This is a genomic window from Flavobacterium profundi, from assembly GCF_006491645.1.
Taxonomy (GTDB): domain Bacteria; phylum Bacteroidota; class Bacteroidia; order Flavobacteriales; family Flavobacteriaceae; genus Flavobacterium; species Flavobacterium profundi.
The window spans coordinates 21,427-43,374 of sequence record NZ_VDCZ01000010.1; the positions used below are offsets into that span (position 1 = coordinate 21,427).

21 protein-coding genes are annotated in these 21,948 nt (G+C 31.1%); 10 read left to right on the forward strand and 11 right to left on the reverse strand.

Going from position 1 to position 21,948, the window contains the following annotated elements:
• The first annotated feature begins 85 nt into the window (after window positions 1-85).
• Both FHG05_RS12795 and FHG05_RS12800 read left to right on the forward strand, forming a co-directional pair.
• The gene (locus tag FHG05_RS12795) at window positions 86-976 is read left to right on the forward strand and encodes a DUF6607 family protein (RefSeq protein ID WP_140998430.1); all 891 of its coding nucleotides are present in this window, start codon (window positions 86-88) and stop codon (window positions 974-976) included.
• A gap of 8 nt (window positions 977-984) precedes the next feature.
• Window positions 985-1,332 (forward strand): DUF6686 family protein, encoded by a 348-nt coding sequence (locus FHG05_RS12800; protein ID WP_140998431.1) that lies wholly within the window; start codon window positions 985-987, stop codon window positions 1,330-1,332.
• Window positions 1,333-1,364: 32 nt separating this feature from the next.
• Here the strand turns inward: FHG05_RS12800 and FHG05_RS12805 are convergent, their stop codons facing one another.
• The 7 genes from FHG05_RS12805 to trmB form a co-directional block, all read right to left on the reverse strand.
• Window positions 1,365-1,694: a 2Fe-2S iron-sulfur cluster-binding family protein gene (locus FHG05_RS12805; protein WP_140998432.1), complete on the reverse strand. Its 330-nt coding sequence runs from the start codon at window positions 1,692-1,694 to the stop codon at window positions 1,365-1,367.
• On the reverse strand, window positions 1,694-2,752 hold the full coding sequence (locus tag FHG05_RS12810; protein WP_140998433.1) for an NAD(P)/FAD-dependent oxidoreductase: 1,059 nt from the start codon (window positions 2,750-2,752) through the stop codon (window positions 1,694-1,696). Before FHG05_RS12810 ends, FHG05_RS12805 begins: the two co-directional genes overlap by 1 nt.
• Before the next feature lie 84 nt (window positions 2,753-2,836).
• The gene (locus FHG05_RS12815) at window positions 2,837-3,076 is read right to left on the reverse strand and encodes a NifU family protein (protein WP_130733409.1); all 240 of its coding nucleotides are present in this window, start codon (window positions 3,074-3,076) and stop codon (window positions 2,837-2,839) included.
• Window position 3,077: 1 nt separating this feature from the next.
• Complete coding sequence (locus tag FHG05_RS12820) at window positions 3,078-4,220, reverse strand: Mrp/NBP35 family ATP-binding protein (protein ID WP_140998434.1); 1,143 nt, start codon at window positions 4,218-4,220, stop codon at window positions 3,078-3,080.
• A 212-nt stretch (window positions 4,221-4,432) separates the two neighbouring features.
• A complete protein-coding gene (locus tag FHG05_RS12825; RefSeq protein WP_140998436.1) occupies window positions 4,433-4,768 on the reverse strand; it encodes an MGMT family protein in 336 nt (111 codons plus the stop codon).
• 2 nt (window positions 4,769-4,770) lie between these two features.
• Window positions 4,771-5,400 carry a LysE family transporter gene (locus tag FHG05_RS12830; protein WP_140998437.1) on the reverse strand — a complete coding sequence of 210 codons (630 nt, stop codon included), beginning with the start codon at window positions 5,398-5,400 and terminating at the stop codon, window positions 4,771-4,773.
• Window positions 5,401-6,078, reverse strand: a complete 678-nt coding sequence (gene trmB, locus FHG05_RS12835; RefSeq protein WP_140998633.1) for a tRNA (guanosine(46)-N7)-methyltransferase TrmB — start codon at window positions 6,076-6,078, stop codon at window positions 5,401-5,403.
• Between the two features lie 164 nt (window positions 6,079-6,242).
• On the opposite strand from trmB, the gene FHG05_RS12840 reads away from it, so the two are divergent.
• Together FHG05_RS12840 and FHG05_RS12845 are read left to right on the forward strand one after the other, a co-directional pair.
• A complete protein-coding gene (locus tag FHG05_RS12840) occupies window positions 6,243-7,064 on the forward strand; it encodes a UDP-2,3-diacylglucosamine diphosphatase (RefSeq protein ID WP_140998438.1) in 822 nt (273 codons plus the stop codon).
• Window positions 7,065-7,076: 12 nt separating this feature from the next.
• Complete coding sequence (locus FHG05_RS12845) at window positions 7,077-8,123, forward strand: glycosyltransferase (protein ID WP_140998439.1); 1,047 nt, start codon at window positions 7,077-7,079, stop codon at window positions 8,121-8,123.
• On the opposite strand, the gene FHG05_RS12850 is transcribed toward FHG05_RS12845, so the two are convergent.
• Together FHG05_RS12850 and FHG05_RS12855 are read right to left on the reverse strand one after the other, a co-directional pair.
• A complete protein-coding gene (locus tag FHG05_RS12850; RefSeq protein WP_140998440.1) occupies window positions 8,106-9,146 on the reverse strand; it encodes a sensor histidine kinase in 1,041 nt (346 codons plus the stop codon). The genes FHG05_RS12845 and FHG05_RS12850 overlap by 18 nt on opposite strands.
• The gene (locus FHG05_RS12855) at window positions 9,146-9,829 is read right to left on the reverse strand and encodes a response regulator transcription factor (RefSeq protein WP_140998441.1); all 684 of its coding nucleotides are present in this window, start codon (window positions 9,827-9,829) and stop codon (window positions 9,146-9,148) included. Before FHG05_RS12855 ends, FHG05_RS12850 begins: the two co-directional genes overlap by 1 nt.
• Window positions 9,830-10,005: 176 nt before the next feature.
• Here FHG05_RS12855 and FHG05_RS12860 point away from each other — a divergent pair, with 176 nt between their 5' ends.
• The 6 genes from FHG05_RS12860 to FHG05_RS12885 all read left to right on the forward strand — a co-directional run bounded on the left by FHG05_RS12860 (window position 10,006) and on the right by FHG05_RS12885 (window position 19,466).
• The gene (locus FHG05_RS12860; RefSeq protein ID WP_140998442.1) at window positions 10,006-12,777 is read left to right on the forward strand and encodes a TonB-dependent receptor; all 2,772 of its coding nucleotides are present in this window, start codon (window positions 10,006-10,008) and stop codon (window positions 12,775-12,777) included.
• Between the two features lie 41 nt (window positions 12,778-12,818).
• Window positions 12,819-13,994 carry a hypothetical protein gene (locus tag FHG05_RS12865; protein WP_157504262.1) on the forward strand — a complete coding sequence of 392 codons (1,176 nt, stop codon included), beginning with the start codon at window positions 12,819-12,821 and terminating at the stop codon, window positions 13,992-13,994.
• Between the two features lie 268 nt (window positions 13,995-14,262).
• Complete coding sequence (locus tag FHG05_RS12870) at window positions 14,263-15,918, forward strand: CARDB domain-containing protein (protein WP_140998444.1); 1,656 nt, start codon at window positions 14,263-14,265, stop codon at window positions 15,916-15,918.
• Between the two features lie 116 nt (window positions 15,919-16,034).
• Window positions 16,035-16,388, forward strand: coding sequence for a T9SS type A sorting domain-containing protein (locus FHG05_RS12875; protein ID WP_140998446.1), 354 nt, complete (start codon window positions 16,035-16,037; stop codon window positions 16,386-16,388).
• Between the two features lie 103 nt (window positions 16,389-16,491).
• The gene (locus FHG05_RS12880; RefSeq protein ID WP_140998447.1) at window positions 16,492-18,369 is read left to right on the forward strand and encodes a T9SS type A sorting domain-containing protein; all 1,878 of its coding nucleotides are present in this window, start codon (window positions 16,492-16,494) and stop codon (window positions 18,367-18,369) included.
• Between the two features lie 104 nt (window positions 18,370-18,473).
• Window positions 18,474-19,466 carry a LuxE/PaaK family acyltransferase gene (locus FHG05_RS12885; RefSeq protein ID WP_140998448.1) on the forward strand — a complete coding sequence of 331 codons (993 nt, stop codon included), beginning with the start codon at window positions 18,474-18,476 and terminating at the stop codon, window positions 19,464-19,466.
• Window positions 19,467-19,489: 23 nt separating this feature from the next.
• On the opposite strand, the gene FHG05_RS12890 is transcribed toward FHG05_RS12885, so the two are convergent.
• Window positions 19,490-20,497: a glycosyltransferase family 2 protein gene (locus tag FHG05_RS12890; RefSeq protein WP_140998450.1), complete on the reverse strand. Its 1,008-nt coding sequence runs from the start codon at window positions 20,495-20,497 to the stop codon at window positions 19,490-19,492.
• Between the two features lie 36 nt (window positions 20,498-20,533).
• A complete protein-coding gene (gene tyrS, locus FHG05_RS12895; RefSeq protein WP_140998451.1) occupies window positions 20,534-21,841 on the reverse strand; it encodes a tyrosine--tRNA ligase in 1,308 nt (435 codons plus the stop codon).
• Between the last annotated feature and the right edge of the window lie 107 nt (window positions 21,842-21,948).

Sequence of the window (21,948 nt, forward strand, 5' to 3'; positions counted from 1 at the left end):
TATTGCAAATATATTTCTTATTTTTATTTATTCTAAATTAATTTAATATTTTTGTGAAAGAAATTTATACTAAAAACTTATAATCATGAAAAAAACAATTTACATTTTAATTTTAAGTATTTTATATACAATCAGTTATGCACAAGAGAAAGAAAAAGACATCGCATCGATAAAAAAAATGTGTGGTTGTTATGAAGTGAAATTCAATTTTACCGAGACATTTCAAACCGTATCAGATTCAACACATAACCCTTCCCCAACAAAAAAAGATTACGGTTTAGAATGGGTAGAACTAGTAGAAGAAACACCTAACAAATTAGTTTTACAACATTTGTTACTTGTGAATAATCAAATGATTATTAAGCATTGGAGACAAGATTGGCTATATGAGAATACTGATTTCCATCAGTTTTACAAAGACAAAACATGGAAATATGTGGCTTTACAACCAAAAGAGGTAAAAGGACAGTGGACGCAAAAAGTATATCAAGTAGATGATAGTCCGCGTTATGAAGGCTCCGCATCTTGGATACATAAAGATGGTAAAGACTATTGGATGAATACAACTGATGCACCTCTACCGAGAAGAGAACATACTATTCGTAAAGATTATAATGTATTAGAGCGTAGAAACATTCATGAAATAACAGATTATGGTTGGTTACACGAACAAGACAATAGAAAACTCTTGCGCGATGACAAAGGAAATGATATTGAAATTGCGCAAGAAAAAGGCTTGGATTTATATGTTAAAGTAGACAATTCAAAATGTTTAGCAGCACAAAACTGGTGGAAAGCAAACCAAAAACTATGGAAAAATGTAAGAGAAAAATGGCAAACCATTTTTAACAAAAAACAAGATATACAATTAGAAAATACGGTAGATAACAAGCCTTTATTTTCGCATTTATTTGATTTAGAGCCAACAACTACCAAAGAAGAAACGGATAAAATTATTGATTCATTTGTAAAATAAATAATACTATGTGCCATCATTTTAAATACCTGACCAAAAATAAAAATGGTTTTTTGATTTATTGTTATAAGTCGAAAGCCTATCAGTTGTCTTATAAAAACTTAAATTTTAATCTATCAGATTATGAATTAAACAGTTTGGTTAGGTATTTAAAAGCCATCGATTGTACCTATTGGGAAAAAGAATATGAAAATTCGATTTATGAGAAAAAAATTCCTATTCCTACCTTACAAAATAATTTTATGATTCTTTTAGAACCTCATGAAGTTGCGGAATTACTATCCTTACTCGATTTTAATAGAAAATCCGGATTTCTTTCCTATAACGATATTAATTATCCCATGAATTTAAATTAAAAAAAGCGAGATTGAATCTCGCTTTTTATTTTTTATTGTTCTGGTGCAATCTCTATTTCCAAACCATCCAAATCTTCTGTGAGGTGTATTTGACAGCCCAAGCGACTATTTTCTTTTACATGATAGGCTTCTGAAAGCATTGCCTCTTCATCGTCATTGCGTTCCGTTTTTAAAACATCATTCAAAACATAACACTGACAAGAAGCGCACATGGCCATTCCTCCACAAATACCAATAGTTCCTTCTTCCGCTAATTCATAAGAACGAATTAGCTCCATAACATTCATATTCATATCAGTAGGAGCTTGTACTTCATGAAGCACTCCATTTCTATCTGTGATTTTTATGGTAATATCTGTCATTAATCTATCGATTTTACAACTGCTTTTTCAGCTTCTTTACGCGTTCCATCAAAACCATCTACACCAGAAACAGTTGTATATTTTAATACATATCTTTTCCCAGGATTTAAACGATTATATACACTTTGACACATTAAAGTCGCTTCATGAAAACCGCATAAAATCAGTTTCAACTTACCTGGATAAGTATTGACATCACCAATGGCATAAATTCCTTCAATATTCGTTTGGTAATCAAGTGCATTATTAACTTTAATGGCATTTTTTTCGATTTCCAAGCCCCAATTTGCAATAGGTCCTAATTTTGGGGTTAACCCAAATAATGGAATAAAATAATCAGTTTCAACATGCATACGCGCTCCATTGATTTCAACATCTAAAGATTCGATGCGTTCGCTTCCTTTAAAACCAACAACCTCAGCAGGAGTTATTAATTTAATTTTTCCTTCCGATTTTAATTCCTGTACCTTTTCAACTGAGTCTAAAGCGCCTCTAAATTCATTTCTCCGGTGTACCAAAGTAACAGATTTAGCAACATTAGAAAGAAAAATACTCCAATCTAAAGCAGAATCTCCTCCACCAGCAATTACAATGTTTTTATCGCGATATTTTTCAGGATCTTTTACAAAATAATCGACACCTCTATTTTCTTGCTCATAAAACTCAATGTCTTTTAAAAGTGGTTTTCTAGGTTCAAAAGTACCTAATCCACCCGCAATTGCAATGGCTTTGGCTTTATGCTGTGTACCTTCTTTTGTGGTAACAATAAAAGTTCCGTCTTCTTGCTTTTCAATTGTTTCAGCAGTTTCCCCTAAAGTAAAACCAGGTTGAAACTGTTTGATTTGTTCCATTAAATTGGTTACCAAATCTCCAGCCAATACTTCTGGATAACCTGGAATATCGAAAATTGGTTTTTTAGGATATAATTCTGCCAATTGTCCTCCTGGTTGAGGCAAAGCATCAATAATATGACATTTTAATTTAAGTAATCCTGCTTCAAAGACCGCAAAAAGTCCTGTAGGACCAGCTCCTATGATTAATATATCTGTTTCTATCATGTATTCAAAAGTTTAAAATCAAACAATAAATAAGTCCAAATTTCTATGATTTAAACTACTTATTCTATGATTTTTATCATCTTATTAAGCAATATTTTCTACTGTTTCAATTTGAGGAACATACTTTTTAATCGTAGTTTCTACACCTGCTTTCATGGTACTAATACTTAAACTACAACTGGTACAAGCTCCTTCTAAACGAACTTTAACATGCTTATCATCAACAATATCCACTAATGAAATATCTCCTCCATCTGAATTCAAAAAAGGGCGAATTTCATTTAATGCTTTTTCGATGTTTTCTATGATTTCTTCTTTATTCATCTTATTTTCCTTTAACAGCAGCACAACCTGCCATTGTCGTTATTTTTATTGCTTCAGTTGCTGGTAAATTTTCATTTCTGTTCACCGTTTCCTGAACCACATTTCTTGCCAATTCTTCAAAAGCTTTTTCTAATGGGGTTGCCGTTTGTAAAGCCGCAGGACGACCATAATCTCCTGCCTCTCTAATACTTTGCACCAAAGGAATCTCACCTAAGAAAGGTACATTTAAGTCTTCTGCTAAATTTCTAGCACCTTCTTTACCAAAGATATAATATTTATTATTTGGCAACTCTTCCGGAGTAAAGTAAGACATATTTTCAATAATTCCTAAAACAGGAACATTAATGCTTTCATTGGTAAACATAGAAACACCTTTTTTAGCATCTGCAAGAGCAACTGCTTGAGGTGTACTAACGACTACTGCGCCAGTAATAGGTAAGGACTGCATGATAGACAAATGAATATCTCCTGTACCAGGTGGTAAATCGATTAACATAAAATCGATTTCCCCCCAATTGGCATCAAAAATCATTTGATTTAAAGCTTTAGCAGCCATAGGTCCTCGCCATATCACCGCTTGATCTGGTTTCGTAAAGAAGCCTATCGAAAGTAACTCCACACCATAACTTTGTACGGGTTGCATTTTGGATTTACCATCTACTTCTATTGAAATAGGTTTAGCACTTTCAACATCAAACATGATGGGCATAGAAGGTCCGTAAATATCTGCATCTAAAACACCAACTTTAAAGCCCATATTCGCTAAGGTAACCGCTAAATTAGCTGTAATTGTAGACTTTCCTACACCACCTTTACCTGATGATACCGCAATAATATTACTGATACCTGGTATGGCTTTCCCTTTTATTTCATTCGGCTGATCTTCTTTTTTAGAAGCTTCTACTTTAATGTTTACTTTTACTTTCGCTTTTTCATATACCTTATCATGAATAACCTTCATAATATCTACTTCCGCTCTTTTCTTAATATGTAATGCGGGCGTGCTTAACAATACGTCCACTACAACTTCATCTCCAAAAGTGATTACATTTTGAATGGCTCCACTTTCAACCATATTCTTACCTTCACCTGCAACCGTAATGCTTTCAAGAGCCTTTAGAATTTCTTTTCTATCTAATTTCATCTCGTTAAGAGTTTATTTTTGGTATTCCAAAGCATTACAAATAAGACTACTTTGAAACAAAATGTTATTATAATTATAAAAATCAAATTCTTATTAAGACTGAATTTGAATTGCAAAGATAGTCAGAAGTTTAAAAGTGTAAAAATATTACAGATTAAAGTTTTCTTATAATTGTATCAGAAAAAACTATAGGTTCGTTTGAGTAGAAAACATCAAAAATTGGGTTCCCAAAAATACTTCTCAAAATCAACTATTTGATTGTCTTTCACTTTTATGCCTTCATTTTCTAAAAGTTGTTGCATAAGATTGGTTCCTTCAAAATGATGTTTTCCAGAAAGCAATCCTTTTCTATTGACCACTCTATGAGCAGGAACATCTTCCATATTGTGACTTGCGTTCATTGCCCAACCTACCATTCTTGCTGACCGAGCAGCCCCAAGTGCTTTTGCAATGGCACCATAGGAAGTAACTTTCCCTTCAGGAATTAAACGAACAATTTCATATACACGTTCAAAAAAATTATCGGTATGGGTTTCTTTTTTACTCAATTTTAAGAAGCAACTAATTTATATAAAGAAGAAATCGCTACAATACCTGTTATTGCAGCAATTATAAAATTAATGTTTTTTATTAAAAACCCAACTTTATCTTCTATTTTTCTAAAAACAGCTGCATAAATATAAAAAACCAATAAAGTTCCTAATCCAGCTCCAATCACAAAACAGAAATTCGCAAGAGGAGAAAAATCAAAAATATTTTTAGAGGATAATGTTAAACTAGCAAAAACATAATATGGAATGGCAAACATATTAAAAGAAGACAGTACTACACCATATAAAAATCTATTTTTTTTGCTCTTTATAGTTACTTCTTCTTTGGGAGGTTTTGGTTTTTTTAAGCCATTATAAATAAAAACAACGGTTAAAATGATAAAGATAAATACTGCAAACTTTTTAAGATTCTCACTTACTACAGGGTGACTTTCTAAAAACTTTGCAAAATACAAGCCCACAAAACATTGTACCATTACAATAAATGCAGCACCATATCCAAATAAGAGCCCTGCTTTTTTGGTTTCATTTACACTAAGCTTTGCAACCATCATGTTCAACATTCCAGGTGGAATAATTCCAATGAAAGCAATAAAAAAGCCTAATAATAAAGAGATCAAATATTCCATTTATGGTTTAATCTTGAATTGAATATAGGTAATGGGTTTGTTTTGTTCTAAATACTGACTCTCATAAAAGGTTTGAATTTTTGTAACTTCGTGAGGAGCTCCTTCATTTTTGTACACATTATGATTGGCATACAACACATCATGACCTTCTCCATGCAATAATCCTAAAGTATATCCATGCATAAACTCACTATCTGTTTTAAGGTGCATTATGCCATTCGGTTTTAAAATCTTTTTATATCGTTTTAAAAACTCAGAATTGGTCATTCTATGCTTGGTCCGTTTATATTTGATTTGCGGATCTGGAAACGTTATCCAAATTTCATCCACTTCATTTTCATTGAAACAATGTTCAATTAATTCAATTTGTGTTCTTAAAAAACAAACATTATTCATTCCTGATTCTACCGCAGTTTTTGCACCTCTCCAAAAACGTGCTCCTTTAATATCGATACCAATAAAATTCTTATTCGGGTATTGTTCTGCCAAACCTACAGAATATTCACCTTTACCACAACCTAATTCTAAAACTATTGGATTTGTATTTTTAAAAAAATCAGTATTCCATTTTCCTTTTAAAGCAAAGCTATTAGAAACCACTTCCTCTCTTGTTGGCTGAAAAACATTTGCAAAAGTTTCATTCTCTTTAAATCGCTTCAGTTTATTTTTACTTCCCACTTTATAATTTAATTTATTGGCAAAATTAATGAAATAAAGTTTTGATAATGATTGATTAACTTTAATTAAAGTTAAAATTTCTTCTTTTGTAGGATATAATCTGTATTGAAATAAAAAGTAAATCACTTTTATTCAGCAATATAGATACTATTTATTGTGAAAATATGAAGAAGCGAAAAGTAGAACTTGTTGTCATTTCTGATGTTCATCTTGGCACCTATGGCTGTCATGCTAAAGAACTATTAGAATATTTAGGCTCCATTAAACCTAAAACATTAATTTTAAATGGAGATATTATTGATATTTGGCAATTTAGAAAATCCTATTTTCCGGCAAGTCATCTTAAAGTCATCAAAAAAATTATTTCTTTAAGTTCCAATGGTACAAAAGTGTATTACTTAACCGGGAATCATGATGAATTTTTAAGAAAATTTACAGATTTGCATCTAGGAAATCTTCATTTATTAAATAAATTAGTTCTTGAGTTGGATGGTGAAAAAGCATGGATTTTTCATGGCGATGTTTTCGACTCATCCATTACTCATGCCAAATGGTTAGCTAAATTAGGTGGTTGGGGTTACGATTTATTAATCTTAATTAATCGTTTTTTAAATTGGATTTTAGTAAAATTAAATCGCGAACCTTATTCGCTTTCAAAAAAAATCAAAAACAATGTAAAATCGGCTGTAAAGTTTATTACTAATTTTGAAAACGTCTGTACCGAATTAGCCATTGAAAACCAATATAAATATGTAATTTGCGGTCACATTCATGAACCAAAGATTGAAACAATTGCGAATGCAAAAGGTTCCACTACCTATCTTAATTCAGGAGATTGGATAGAAAACCTGACTGCTTTAGAATACAATAAGAAAAAGTGGAAACTGTATAAATACAAACCTCAATATGAATATCTCACAGATGATGTTTATTTTGATTATGAAAATCAATTGGCCGAACAATTTATTTCGGTTTTAAAAAAATAATACAACAAATAAATGCCTAAAAGAATTCTTATCGCTCCGCTCAATTGGGGTCTCGGCCATGCAACGAGATGCATCCCTATTATAAGAGCCTTAGAAAAGAATAATTTTGAACCTATTATTGCTTCAGATGGTGTTTCTCTTGAATTATTAAGAAAAGAGTTTCCTCATTTGAACAGCATCCCACTTCCATCTTACAACATTACCTATGCTGAAAAAGGGAAAAATTTTAAATTAAAATTAATTTCCCAGCTACCTCATATTTTTAAAGCGATTAAGGAAGAAAGAAAAATTACTCAAAAAATAGTTGAAAAATATGATATTGAAGGAATTATCTCTGACAATCGTTTAGGTGTTTATGCTACAAAAATACCTTCTGTTTTTATCACACACCAACTGAATGTTTTAACAGGAAACACTACTTGGTTAACTACTAAATTGCATCATTATTTTGTAAAAAAATTTAATGAATGTTGGGTTCCTGATAAAGAAAAAGGACCTAATTTATCTGGAGATTTAGGACATTTAGAAGAACCTTTTAAAAACATCAAATACATTGGACCCCTAAGTCGATTGTATAAAAAAAACACGCCAAACAAATACGATTTGATGATTATACTCTCTGGGCCTGAACCTCAAAGAACGTTACTGGAAGAAAAGTTAATCCTAGAATTAAAAAAATCTAAAGACAAGATTCTTTTTATTAAGGGAATTGTTGAATCAGAACAAAAAATAGAAGAAGTAAAAAACATTACGTACTATAATTTTATGACAAGCGAACAAATTGAAACTGCTTTTAATGAAAGTGATAAAATTTTAGCGCGATCTGGATATACTACTGTAATGGATTTAGCGCAATTAGAAAAGAAAGCTTTTTTTATTCCTACTCCAGGACAATATGAGCAAGAATATTTAGCTAAAAAATTTAAAAAAGAAGGCATTGCACCCAGTTGTAAACAAGAAAATTTTGATCTTTCCAAACTAAACAAAATCGACTTGTATAGAGGATTTAGCAATTATACCACAGATGTTAGTTGGAAGAAATTATTTCGTCTTTTCTAGAGTAAATGAAAATTCGGAACCAATTCCGTACTGACTTTCAACATAAATTTTTTCTTTATGTCCCTCAATAATGTGCTTTACGATTGCTAAGCCTAGACCAGAACCTCCTTCACTTCGTGCACCACTTTTATCCACTCTATAAAATCTTTCAAACAGTCTTGGAATATGTTGTTTTTCAATTCCTTCGCCATTATCTGTAATTCGCACTATTACTTTGTTATTTACTAAATCTTCAATACTCACTTCAGTAGTTCCTCCTTGTTTTCCATACTTAATAGAGTTCATTACAAGGTTAGTAACCACTTGTTGTATTTTTTCTTGATCTGCAATTACTTTAACAGGTTTGTAAAGGGCGTCAAAAGTGAGTGATATATTCTTTTTAGAAGCCCGCATTTCTAATAATTCAAATACATTTTGAATTACTTCTACAATATTGAATTCTGTAAGTTCTAAATTTAAATCACCTGTTTCTAATTTGGTAATCATATCCAAATCTTTCACAATGTAAATTAATCGTTCTACACCTTTTTCGGCTCTTTGCAAATATTTTTTACGAATATTTTTATCGTCCATTGCGCCATCTAGCAAAGTAAGTAAATAACCTTGAACAGTAAAAAGAGGTGTTTTCAATTCATGAGACACATTTCCTAAAAATTCTCTTCGGTATTCTTCCCTAATTTTTAAAGTTTCAATTTCTAATTTTTTGTCTCTAGCAAATTTCTGAACTTCTCTGGTTAGTGTTGCCATATCTGTAGTTACAGGCTGATTTCTAAACGAAGCATTCTCAAGAAGCGACACATCATCGTATATTTTTTTTACTCTTCTATAAATAAAACGTTCTACACGATACTGTAATACAAAAAAGGAGAAAAAGAATAGTATAATAGCGAAAAACAGTACAAATAACGGATTGCTTTTTAATAAAAAATGATTAAAAAGAAATAAGATTCCAGATGAAAAGAGTGTGATATAAGTCGAAGACTTAATCGCAAATTTGTATGATTTTTTAAAATTTATAACCATTAAAATTCTACCTTATACCCAACACCTTTGATTGTTTTGAAAAAATCATCACCAATTTTTTCTCTTAATTTACGAATATGTACATCTATCGTTCTACCACCCACAACCACTTCATTACCCCAAACCTTATCCAAAATCTCTTCTCTTGTAAAGACTTTTCCAGGTTTTGTAGCTAATAAATAAAAAAGTTCAAATTCTTTTCTTGGCAATACAATCTCTTCATCCTGACGGATAATTTTATATTCTTCACGATTAATCTCTATATTCCCTAAACGTAACGTATCTGTAGCATTAGAATCGTCTTTTAATCTTCTTAAAAGTGCTTTTACTTTGCTTACTAAAATTTTTGGTTTGATAGGTTTTGCAATATAATCATCCGCACCTGCATCGAAACCCGCTACTTGAGAATAATCTTCTGAACGAGCCGTTAAAAATGTGATGATGGTATGCTCTAATTCTGGAAATTTTCGGATGTTCTCACAAGCTTCAATTCCATCCATTTCTGGCATCATGACATCCATTATAATCAAATGAGGTAATTCTTTTTTTGCCTTGGTTATAGCTTCTTTACCATTGGTAGCTGTAACAATTTGATAGCCTTCTTGGGACAAGTTGTAACCCACTATCTCTAAGATATCTGGTTCATCATCAACTAATAATATCTTAATTTCCTTTTTTTTCATAAAAAATTTGCTTGTTTCGTAGTCGTAAAGGTAAAGATAATATAAAAAGATTCAAGCGCTTAACAATAATTTAATGAGTTAACAATTTCCTAACTCTTAAAAAACAAATTGATAACACCCGAATAACACTAAAGTAATCTACTTGGGGTTTATTTGCACCAAAATTCAACAACACAATGAGAAATTACTTTTTATTAACTTTTTTAATAATAACATCTTTAGCATTTAGTCAGAACGGAACAGTCTCTGGAGTTATATCTGACAAAGAATACAACAACGAACCTTTACCTTATGCAAACGTATTAATCAAAGACACTAAAACAGGAACATCAACAGATTTTGACGGAAAATATTCATTAAGTTTAGAAGCTGGAAATTACACTTTAATTATCGGCTATTTAGGTTATGAGACAGTTGAAATTCCTTTCACTTTATCACCTGGTGAAAAAAAGGTTATTAATTACACATTAGCAGCTAGTGGAGTACAACTTCAAGATGTAGTTGTAGAAACAACTGTAAGTAAAGAAAAAGAATCAGCGTTATTACAAGAACAACAAAAAGCTGTAGAAATCAAACAAGCTATTGGAGCGCAAGAATTATCTAGAAAGGGTATTAGTGATGCGGCTACTGCTGTAACGAAAACTTCTGGTGTAACAAAACAAGAAGGAGTGAAAAATGTATTTGTTAGAGGTTTAGGAGATCGTTATAATTCGACTTCTCTTAACGGATTACCACTACCTTCTGAAGACCCAGAATATAAAAACATCTCTTTAAAGTTCTTCCCTACTAATATTATCAAGAACATTAACATTAATAAAACATTTTCATCTAATGTATATGGTGATGTAGCTGGAGCCAACATTGATATCGCATCAAAAGAACTAGAGAAGAAGAAATATTTAAATATTTCTTTAGGAACCGGTTATAACTCAACTGCAATAAATTCTAATTTTCAAATTGCAGATGGTTATAATTATTTTGGATTCTTAGAAAATGGAGATAACGTATTACCAAATAGAAGTTTAACCACATATGATTTTGATACTAGTTTTAAAACTAACACTAAAAACAATATTGTAAACAGTAATTTTTCTATTGCTGCTGGAAGAAAATTTGATTTAAAAGACAACCAATCCTTAAGTGTTTTTGGTGTAGTTCAATCAAGCAGTGAATATACCTATAAAGAAGGAAAAGTTGGTCAAGTTAATGCAACTGGTGGAAATATTCAAGATTTAGATTTCAATAAATCAGAATATAATTCAGGCCAGTCTATTTTAGGAAATGTGAAGTACAAAATGGATTACGGGAAAAGCATCTCTTTTAATACGCTTTACATTCACGATAATGTACAATCAGTGGGTGACTATAATGGTTTTACTAGAAGTGTAAACGATAACCCTGAAGCTGACAACTCTTTTATCAGAAGACAACAAACTAATAATAATAATTTATTTACGAATCAACTTATTTTTGATTACCAGTTTTCTGAAAAAATAAAGACAAACATTAGCCTAGGATATAACTTAATTAATGGCTCTGAACCTGACAGAAGAACAAATTCATATGATTTCAGCACAAGCTTAAATAGTTATGTAATTGCCACAAATAGCTCTTCACTTAACAACCGTTTCTTTTCTAAATTAAAAGAAGATGATTTTGTAGGAAAGGCAGAAGTAACATATTCATTTAACAAAGAAGAAGACGAATTGCTTAAAAAGATTACTGTAGGTGTTGATGCTAGAAAAACGGACAGAAGATTTGATTTCACGCAATATAATTTCCGTTTTGGGTCTAATGATAATGTTATCGAAATTGACAATCCAGATGCAGTATTCAATCAACAAAATTTAGATAACGGAGTTTTCTTTATAGAAACAAGTAGAGGGTTTAATCCAAGTACAGCTTTTAATCCTTATTTTTATACAGGTGAGAAAAAATTAATTGCTGGTTATTTACAAGGAACCTACTCTGTTAATGAAAAATTAATTGTACAACCAGGTATTCGATTTGAAAAAATTGATCAAATTGTAGAATGGGATACAAACTTATCAAGTAGTGTAAATAATTTAACAATAGACCCATCTAAAATTAACAACAACTACTTCCTTCCAAGTTTAAATGTTAAGTATACTCTTTCTGAAAAAAATGCAATCCGTTTATCAGCAGGTCAAACTTATACTTATCCTCAATTTAAAGAAACTGCAGTTTTCGTATATGAAGGCATCAACTATACAAGTTATGGAAATCCATACTTAACTGCTTCAAAAAACACAAACTTTGATATTAAATACGATTGGTATATTTCAAATAAAGAAATATTATCTGTTACAGGTTTTTACAAAAACATTCAAGACCCAATCAACAGAGTAAAAGTAGCGTCAGCAGGTAATGATTTTTCATATGCAAATACTGATAAAGCATTTGTAACTGGAATTGAAATAGAAGCTAGAAAATATTTATTACAAATTGAAAGTGATTCAAGATCTAAAGATGTTTCTATTGGAGTAAATGCTTCTTACTTATATTCAGAACAAGAATTAAAAGACAATCCAAACGATAAGCTAACGATTTTATTTACAAATAAAAAAGACAAATTAGAAGGTGCAACTCCATTAGTTATAAATTCTGATATCAGTTACAATTTCGACAATGCTGAAAATGCTTTAACATCTACTGTAGTTTTCAATTACTTCTATGATAAAATATTTTCTTTAGGTACTTCTGACAATCAAAACATTGTTGAAAAAAGTATTCCTACTTTAGATTTTGTAAACAAATTCGAAATAAAAAAATACAATTTAAATCTTAATTTATCATTAAAAAACCTTCTTAATCCAAATATTAAATTAACACAAGAGTCTACAGATAATGGTATAACAACAGAAAATGTTGTTAGCAGTTACAAAAAAGGAGTCTTTGTTAGTTTTGGAGCAAGTTTGAATTTTTAATTCCTATTAATATTACTAACTATTAAATAAATTTTAAAACGATGAACACAATTAAAAAATTTCTTTTCTTGAGCGCTTTATCAGCTGCAATAATTAGCTGCAGTAAAGACGACAACAACAATTCAGGTTCAGACAAAGACGGAATTATTACTTCTTTAACAGATTCAGATTATAATGCAAATGCGTTAAAAGGAAAAATTGGCGCTAATATTACGTTACCAGTTGGAGAATACATCTTAGACGGTGCTTTAGTAGTAAGTAGCCCTTATACATTAACAATTATGCCTGGTACAACTTTCAAAGCTAGACCTGGTGGAACTGATGTTTATGTTGCTGTTGAGCAAGGTGCAAAAATTAATGCTGCAGGTACTGCTGCTGCTCCAATTAAATTTACTTCAAATTCAGGAAATCCAAGATCAGGTGACTGGGGTGGTATTTTAATTATGGGTAAAGCTCCAATAAGTGGAGGTGGTTCAGCTACTACAGAAGTTGTAGACTTTACATTTGGCGGTAGTGATGCTGCTGACAACTCTGGAACACTTACTTATGTAGTTGTAGAATATACTGGAGCAAGAATTAACAGTGACAAAGAATTTAATGGGTTTACTTTTTATGGTGTAGGCTCAGGCACTACAGTAAATAACATTGTTTCTAAATATGGAGATGATGATGCTATCGAGTTTTTTGGTGGAACTGTAAATGTTACAAACTTATTAGTAGTAAATGCTAAAGATGACATGTTTGATTATACTCAAGGTTATTCTGGAACAATCGATAATGCATATGGAATAAGAGAATTTGGATACAATGATGCATCAAATGACCCAAGAGGAATTGAAGGAGATGGAAATTTTGATGGATTATCTCCAACTCAATCAGGTCAATCAAACCCTACAATGACAAATATCACTATTGTATCTAACTCAGTAGTTTCATTATCTGATGTTGTAAAAGTAAGAAGAAACAGTAAAGGTACTTTTACAAATATTTTTGTTTCATTGGGTGCTAGTGCTCCTGCTCCTAATGATTTTGTAGATTGTACAGACGGTGCTGGTGATGCAGACGGTGCTACAACAATCACAATTATTGGTACTGGAACAAATTTAGATATCAATGACAACAAAGCTGGTGTAAACAATGCAACTATCAACGCTTCATCTGGAACAAGTGGTGGTGCAAACATTACAGCTTTTGGATGGACTGGTTATTTTATATAATAATTTTTCTATAATAAAAGTTAAAAATCCCTCAATTGAGGGATTTTTTTTGCTTTTTTTAATCCAACACAACCTTACATAAAATTAAAGATTTAGAGTTTAATTGAATTAATAAAAAGAAGTTTAATCACAATTTATCAGTATAAACAACTTTTATATTATTTAATTTTAAAAATTAAAATCATTTAATAACGCAAAATTAACCCCGTAAAAACATTGCTTAATTAATTAAGATTTACTTTTAAACAACATAAATAACCAAAATATCATGAAAAAAATTATTTTATTTGTACTTCTTAATTTCAGCTTTTCTGTATGGTCTCAAACCTCAAGCTATAGATATCATGAACTAGAAGATTTAGGAATCTATATAGAAAATGCAATTTCAATTCATTGTGCCCAAACATATGCCCCCTATCGTATTTTGGAAGTAAATTTTAGGCAAAATTATACACTAGAGGTCGGAAAAATTTATAAAGCTGACTTAGGCTTAAGCTATGGAAATTTTGGAACACGATATTACAGAGTAAAATATGCAGCTGGTTACGGTGTTGATAGAGGTGATGAAGTTGATACCCCTGTGAATTTTGGTAATCCAATAGATGTATGTAATGCCTTATCATGGAAATACATAAGACCTATATTATTAGGTTCTACATTACAAGAAGCTAAGGATAACTATTGCTCTGGACAAACTGCAAATACAGTTAGAGAAAAGGTTAATATCAAAATAGATATTCCATTGACAATAGGTGACGTGTATTTAATGGATTTTGGTTTAGGAAGCAATTATTATATTATTGATGGTTCAAATGTTGAAAAAGGAGATTCAGATTATGATTTAGACACTACAAGTAGCACAGCTGTTTTTTCATACATTTCTGAAGCAACAATTGATTGCCCAAAACCAGATTTACAAGCAAATTATGTTTCACTAAGTGGCAGTACAAATGTCCCTGCTGGCTCTTCTAAAACAGCAAATTATCAAATCACAAATATTGGCGGTTATGCAGATGCTTCACAATGCCAATTTTACCTTTCCAAAGACGATAATGTTTTAAGTTCAAATGATGTTTTAATAAAACAAATAAATATTACAGCATTAAACACCAATGAAATTAGAACTGGTTCAACTACATTAACTATTCCATCAAATACTGGAATCGGGAATTACTATATTATTATGAAAGTAAATAATAATTTAGAAATAAATCTAAATAATAATATCTCAACATTTTCATTTTCAGTTACTGCTCCAACAGGTTTTGCAGATTTAATTTTAGACATAAATAATTCGACTGCTAAATCTTCAGGATCAATTTTATCTCCACAAGCCCTATCTAGTAACGCTTCACATACTCTTTATAATAATGATTCAGAATTAGAATTATTATTAAATGTAAAAAATATTGGACAAGCAAATTCTGGAGTAATGAAAGTTGGTTTTTATTATACTCAAGGAACTGCATATACTAATCCAATACTCTTAAAACAAATTGATTTTACTGAAATATCTAGTAATAACTTTCAATCACAAGGTGAACATATTGAAAGAAACATTATTAGCGGATACATCGCCCCAGAAACTTCAGGTTACATACATATAGTTCTTGATATAAATAATAATGTTAATGAAGGCACAACAGGAGGTGAAAATAATAATATTTATTCGTCTATATTAGTTTATGTTTCAAGCAGTAATAGACCTAATGGAAGCAAGATGAGTATTGAAAAAAAACAACTTGTACTTCAAGATAATTTTATTACAAAATCATATAATATGAACATCTATGATTTTTCAGGAACTTTAATTAAATCATCTACAGTAAATTCCCTTAAACATGAAGATGAAATTATAGCTACACTTCCAACTGGTTTATATATTATAAAGACTCCAACAGAAACTAGAAAAATATCAAGATAGCTTATAAAGATTAGAATTTTTCTATAATAAAAGTTAAAAATCCCTCAATTGAGGGATTTTTTATTTGGCATTGTTATTGCATTAAAAAAAATGTTTATATTTACTTTTTTAAAATAATGCGAGTGATAAAAAAATACTTTTATATAATTCTTTTTAGTACCCTTTTATTTTCTGTAGATAGTATCTCACAGAACAACAAACCTTCTGCTTCAAGTACTACTTCAACTCAAGACCCAAATATTGAGGGACTTACTATTTATCCTAATCCAGTGAATAATGGAAAAATTTACATTACTTCTAAATTAGGTTTAGAAAAGAAAGTCGAAATTTTTGACGTATTAGGTAAAAAAGTGTTTGAAGCCGTTGTAACTACAAAAGAAGTAAATATTAGCGCGCTAAATACGGGTGTGTATATCGTAAAAGTCAAAGAAGGCGAAGCTTCTGCTACTCGAAAGTTAATTATCAACTAATTAACAAAAATTCTCTCTTTTTATTTAACTGTAATTTTACATTGGCTATTTTCATAAAACAGAAAATACTTGCTATATTTGTAAACATTTAAAAACTTAAAAAATGAAAAAACTTTACTTTTTATTTACTTTATTTATTGGTATTTCTTCGTACAGTCAAGTGCTTCTACAAGACGACTTTAATTATACCGATAATGCTTTGTTAACAGATAATGCATGGGCAGCAGTTAGTGGTGCAGGAACTAATCCAATCACTGTAGGAGCAGCTAATGGATTAACTTATTCAGGATATTCTGGAACAACAGGTATTCTTGCTGTAACTGAAGGTAATGCAGCAATGATAGACAACAATGGTGAAGACATTATTAAAACTTTCAACCCAACAACAGGTGATATTTACATGTCATTTATGTTAAATGTAGCAAACTCCGCTACAGGTTATTTCATGGGACTAGGAAATGGAAGTACAACTTATACCGCAAGAGTTTTTGTTCAAAATGGCTCTACTGCTGGGACTTTCAAAATAGGTTTATCTAATAGTAGTACAGCGACATACGGAACAACAGATTTTAACTTAAACCAAACTTATTTAGTAATCGTAAAATACAACACTACTTCTCAAGCAGCAAGTTTATGGTGTATTGGTTCTGGTGTACCAGCAAATGAAGTTGCTGCAGGAACTGCTGAAGTAACAGCTAGCGGTTCGGGACAGTCAACAGTACAAAATGTATTTTTAAGACAATACAATGCATCTCAAAATCAAACAGTAGATGGTTTATTAGTAGCTCAAAATTGGCCAGGTGCTACTGCATGTAGCTTATCTTTCACAAGTTCAAATGCTGTTTGTGATGCCGTTACTTTGAGTTTAGATACTTACACTGCATCTATTGATTTTACTGGTGGAGGTTCAGGAACTTATAATTTATCTACTTCATCTGGATCAATTAGTGGCGACGATCCCTCATCTGTTGCAACTGGTACGATTGTAATTTCTGGTGTTACTGAAGGAGTTAATGTTACTTTAACTGTAACAGGAACTTGTAATATTAACAATGTTGTTACAGCTCCAGAGTGTAAACCAATCAATTCACTTCCTTTTGTAGAGCCTTTTAACTATACAGTTGGTAATTCTTTAGGATTAGAACAAACTTGGGCAAATGTAAATACAGGTGATGACATCTTAGTTACTGCTGGCAACTTAACATATGGTACTTACACAGGTACAGGAAACTCAATTAGTTTTGATGGAGCTGGTATTGATTGTTTCACACCTTTCACAACTACTACAAGCGGAACTCTTTATGCTGGTTTTATGTTCAATGTAACAGATTTATCAGTAATGACTGATAACAATGAAACATATTTTGCAGTTTTAACAGATGCTACTCAATCCTTTTTAATTAGACTTTTCCTTAAAAAAGTTGGTTCACAATACCAAATTGGATTTGACTCTGCATCAACAACCACTAACTATGACGCTACTTTAAGAAACACAGGAGAAGTTGTTTATGTAGTTATGGGATATGATTTCGGAGGAACAGATATTAAAGCTTGGATAAACCCTGATTTATCAACTTTCAGCTCAGCAACTCCTGCAACTTTAACAAACACTCCAGCTGCTCCAATTACTGAATTAGCAGGGCTTTTATTAAGACAACAATCTGATACAAATACACCTTCAATCACAATTGATGAATTAAAAATATCTACAGCAACTATTGACTTCTTAGGCACTAAATCTTTCAATGCTATTGATGGTTTAAAAATGTATCCAAACCCATTAACAGGTAACATCTTAAACTTCTCATCAAATACTAACACCGCAATGACTGTTCAAGTATATGATGTATTAGGTAAAGAAGTAGTAAAAGGAAACGTTACAAATAACACTTTTAATACAGGTAACCTAAAAGCTGGTATTTATATTGTAAAAATTACAGAAGAAGGAAAAACAGCTACTAGAAAATTAGTTGTTAAATAATTCCTTAAAAAATATTTTTTTAAAAGCACTAACATAATGTTGGTGCTTTTTTTATTTTATACTTTTGCATGTATTCGAAACAGAAATAGTTTCAGCAATTCATTATGATTCATACAGAAGATATATTTACCATTTCAAGCAAGAGAGACTTTGAAAAACTTACCTTAAAAGTTTTTCGTTACCAATATGACAACAATAAAGTTTATCAAGAATTTTGTAATTATCTCAATAAGGACAAGTCTAATGTAAAAACAATTCTAGACATTCCTTTTTTACCCATACAGTTTTTTAAAAGTCATGAAATTGTCAGTACAACAAACCCTGTTCAAGAAACTTTTACCAGTAGCGGAACAACTGGTTTGCAAACTAGCAAGCATTTAGTAACCGATATTTCGTTATACGAACAAAGTTACCGTAAGGGTTTTTCAGAATTTTATGGCAATATTGAAGATTATTGCATTTTAGCTTTACTTCCTTCTTATTTAGAACGCGAAGGGTCTTCCTTAATTTATATGGTTCAGGATTTAATCCAAAGTAGCAACCACCCAGATTCTGGATTTTACTTGAATAATTATGATGATTTGATTACCAAATTGATTGCCTTAGATCAATCGGGTCAAAATGTAATTTTAATTGGAGTGACTTACGCTTTATTAGATTTAATAGAAAGACATACTTTTCAATTGAAAAACACCATCATTATGGAAACGGGTGGTATGAAAGGAAAACGAAAAGAAATGATTCGAGAAGAATTACACGCTATTTTAAGCCACGGTTTTGGTGTACCTGTTATACATTCCGAATACGGCATGACCGAGTTGCTATCGCAAGCCTATTCACTTGGAAATGGCGTTTTCGAATGTCCTCCTTGGATGCAAATCCTAACCAGAGACACAGAAGATGCTTTGTCCTATGTTTCAAATGGAAAAACAGGAGGAATTAACGTTATTGATTTAGCCAATGTAAATTCGTGTTCGTTTATTGCCACACAAGATTTGGGAAAAAAATATCCCAACCATTCTTTCGAAGTGCTGGGACGTTTTGATCATTCTGATATTAGAGGTTGTAATTTAATGATAGATAACACACTATTTTAATTGATAATATAACCTTTGTCTTTCTACCAAAAAATAGACCTTACTACAAATTTCACTTTGGTTTTAAACCTTAGAATTTTAAAATATGAAGAATATTGATTTAAAACAAAAAACAAGAACTTTAATCGATAAGAACGAAGTCTTTTAAAATAAAAATTCAGGTTCTCATTAATCGTATTTTGGATTAAAGCATCCTCAAAAAAATGCGATTCCTTTTGAAAAAGTTCAAATTTATGAAGTGCTACTATAATTTTTTTCAATTCATTGTGCCTTTCAACTTGCTCTACTCGCAACCCTTTTTTTAGATATTTCAATTCTTCTTCATCACAAACCAAACCAAAAGTATTCACATATTTTAACTGTATGGATTGTTTCACTTTTTCATAATCCACAGCAATAGTATGACTAATATTGTTATCGTGTAATCTATACTTTATTAAAGGTTTTTGAATATTATAAAGTTTATGCTTCATAATGATTCTAGTCCATAATTCGTAGTCTTCCATAGGTACAAAATCAGGATTAAAAACAGCAGTAGAAAAAACTTTTTTTCGCGCTAAAACGGTGGAATTTCCTATATAATTTTCGTAAATGAACGCTAATTTCAGTTCTTCATTTGTTTCTTTAATATAAGCTTGTTCATAATCAACATTTTTTCCAAATCGCAACCAAAATCCGCCACATAAATCCACATTAGAATTTGTCTTAAAAAAATTAACTTGAACTTCTAGTCGGTCGTGAAAACAAATATCATCTGCATCGATGAAACCAATGAAATCTCCTGTTGCTTTGGAAATACCAAAATTCCTAACAATAGCTGGTTTTTGATTTTGGTCAAAACTAAAAACTTTTATCCTAGCATCTCTTTTTTGATAGGTTTCTAAAATAGCTAAACTACCGTCATTGGAATTGTCATTTATGGCAAGTAATTCCCAGTTTGTATAGGTTTGATTTAGAATGCTATCTATAGTTTCTTCTAAAAAATTTTCAGCATTATAAATGGGCATTATCAATGTTACCAACTCACTCATTTTACTTCATTTAACCCAATTATACTATTGAATTTTTTATTTACAGTTTACAACAAAATAGTTTTTCTTCCCTTTTTGCACCAATACAAATTGATTGCCAATTAAATCACTCTTTTGCAAAACAAAGGCTTCCGTAACTTTTTCTTTATTAATTGAAATAGAATTTTCTTTCAATGACCTTCTTGCTTCTCCATTCGAAGACAAAAAACCTGTTTTTTCATTTAATAAGGATACAATATCAATTCCTTCTTCTAATTCTGAAAGGGCAACTTCAGCCATTGGAATCCCTTCAAAAACTTCTAATAAGGCTTTTTCAGAAAGTGTTTTCAAATCGGTCATGTCTTTACTAAAGAATGCTCCCGAGGCAAAAATGGCACTCTCTAAATCCTCTTTGGAATGCACTAACAACATCAATTCTTCAGCCAAACGCTTTTGTAGCACTCTTAAATGGGGAGCCTCATGATGTTCAGCAATTAATTTTTCAACTGTTTCTTGATCTAGAAACGTAAAAATTTTGATATATTTTTCTGCATCAATATCTGTTGTGTTTAACCAAAATTGGTAAAATTTATATGGTGATGTTTTATCCGCGTCCAACCACACATTCCCTCCTTCAGATTTTCCAAATTTAGAACCATCAGCTTTGGTGATTAAAGGACAGGTCATGGCATACGCTTTGGAACGCTCCTCATTATCCACGTTCATTCTACGTACCAATTCGGTACCTGTAGTAATATTTCCCCATTGATCGCTTCCTCCCATTTGTAACAAACAATTGTATTCTTTATTCAAATGATAAAAATCGTAGCCTTGAATCAATTGGTAGGTAAACTCTGTAAAACTCATTCCTTCACTACCTTCGTCACCACTTAAACGTTTCTTTACAGAATCTTTAGCCATCATGTAGTTAACCGTAATACGTTTCCCCACATCTCGTGCGAAATTAATGAATGAAAAATCTTTCATCCAATCATAGTTATTGACTAATATAGGAGCAGCAGCATCAGTTGCATTGAAATCTAAAAAGCGAGACAAAACACGTTTAATACCTTCTACATTATGATTTAATGTAGCTTCATCTAACAAATTGCGCTCATTTGATTTTCCAGAAGGATCACCAATCATCCCTGTGGCACCACCTACTAAAGCAATAGGCTTATGACCAAAATTTCTCAAATGCATTAGTAAAATGATAGGCACTAAACTCCCTATGTGTAAAGAATCTGAGGTAGGATCAAAGCCAATATAAACAGTGGTAGACTCTTTAACCAGTTGTTCTTCAGTTCCAGGCATCATATCATGAATAAGGCCTCTCCATCTTAATTCTTCTACTAAATTCTTCATTTTTGTAATTAATTTTCGCAAATATATCAATTTTAGAAACCAAACTTCCTATTCCAAATTCCAAATTTTAGCAATTTTTAAAAAAATATTCTGAAAGTCATCCTATC

What these genes read in the sequence shown, in the direction of transcription:
- FHG05_RS12815 (WP_130733409.1), bottom strand. Translation starts at nt 3,076, where the DNA reads ATGAATAAAGAAGAAATCATAGAAAACATCGAAAAAGCATTAAATGAA.
- tyrS (WP_140998451.1), bottom strand. Translation starts at nt 21,841, where the DNA reads ATGAAGAATTTAGTAGAAGAATTAAGATGGAGAGGCCTTATTCATGAT.
- FHG05_RS12805 (WP_140998432.1), bottom strand. Translation starts at nt 1,694, where the DNA reads ATGACAGATATTACCATAAAAATCACAGATAGAAATGGAGTGCTTCAT.
- FHG05_RS12865 (WP_157504262.1), top strand. Translation starts at nt 12,819, where the DNA reads ATGAACACAATTAAAAAATTTCTTTTCTTGAGCGCTTTATCAGCTGCA.
- FHG05_RS12880 (WP_140998447.1), top strand. Translation starts at nt 16,492, where the DNA reads ATGAAAAAACTTTACTTTTTATTTACTTTATTTATTGGTATTTCTTCG.
- FHG05_RS12850 (WP_140998440.1), bottom strand. Translation starts at nt 9,146, where the DNA reads ATGGTTATAAATTTTAAAAAATCATACAAATTTGCGATTAAGTCTTCG.
- FHG05_RS12885 (WP_140998448.1), top strand. Translation starts at nt 18,474, where the DNA reads ATGATTCATACAGAAGATATATTTACCATTTCAAGCAAGAGAGACTTT.
- FHG05_RS12890 (WP_140998450.1), bottom strand. Translation starts at nt 20,497, where the DNA reads ATGAGTGAGTTGGTAACATTGATAATGCCCATTTATAATGCTGAAAAT.
- FHG05_RS12800 (WP_140998431.1), top strand. Translation starts at nt 985, where the DNA reads ATGTGCCATCATTTTAAATACCTGACCAAAAATAAAAATGGTTTTTTG.
- FHG05_RS12795 (WP_140998430.1), top strand. Translation starts at nt 86, where the DNA reads ATGAAAAAAACAATTTACATTTTAATTTTAAGTATTTTATATACAATC.
- FHG05_RS12855 (WP_140998441.1), bottom strand. Translation starts at nt 9,829, where the DNA reads ATGAAAAAAAAGGAAATTAAGATATTATTAGTTGATGATGAACCAGAT.
- FHG05_RS12860 (WP_140998442.1), top strand. Translation starts at nt 10,006, where the DNA reads ATGAGAAATTACTTTTTATTAACTTTTTTAATAATAACATCTTTAGCA.
- FHG05_RS12810 (WP_140998433.1), bottom strand. Translation starts at nt 2,752, where the DNA reads ATGATAGAAACAGATATATTAATCATAGGAGCTGGTCCTACAGGACTT.
- FHG05_RS12875 (WP_140998446.1), top strand. Translation starts at nt 16,035, where the DNA reads ATGCGAGTGATAAAAAAATACTTTTATATAATTCTTTTTAGTACCCTT.
- FHG05_RS12820 (WP_140998434.1), bottom strand. Translation starts at nt 4,220, where the DNA reads ATGAAATTAGATAGAAAAGAAATTCTAAAGGCTCTTGAAAGCATTACG.
- FHG05_RS12845 (WP_140998439.1), top strand. Translation starts at nt 7,077, where the DNA reads ATGCCTAAAAGAATTCTTATCGCTCCGCTCAATTGGGGTCTCGGCCAT.
- FHG05_RS12840 (WP_140998438.1), top strand. Translation starts at nt 6,243, where the DNA reads ATGAAGAAGCGAAAAGTAGAACTTGTTGTCATTTCTGATGTTCATCTT.
- FHG05_RS12830 (WP_140998437.1), bottom strand. Translation starts at nt 5,400, where the DNA reads ATGGAATATTTGATCTCTTTATTATTAGGCTTTTTTATTGCTTTCATT.
- FHG05_RS12870 (WP_140998444.1), top strand. Translation starts at nt 14,263, where the DNA reads ATGAAAAAAATTATTTTATTTGTACTTCTTAATTTCAGCTTTTCTGTA.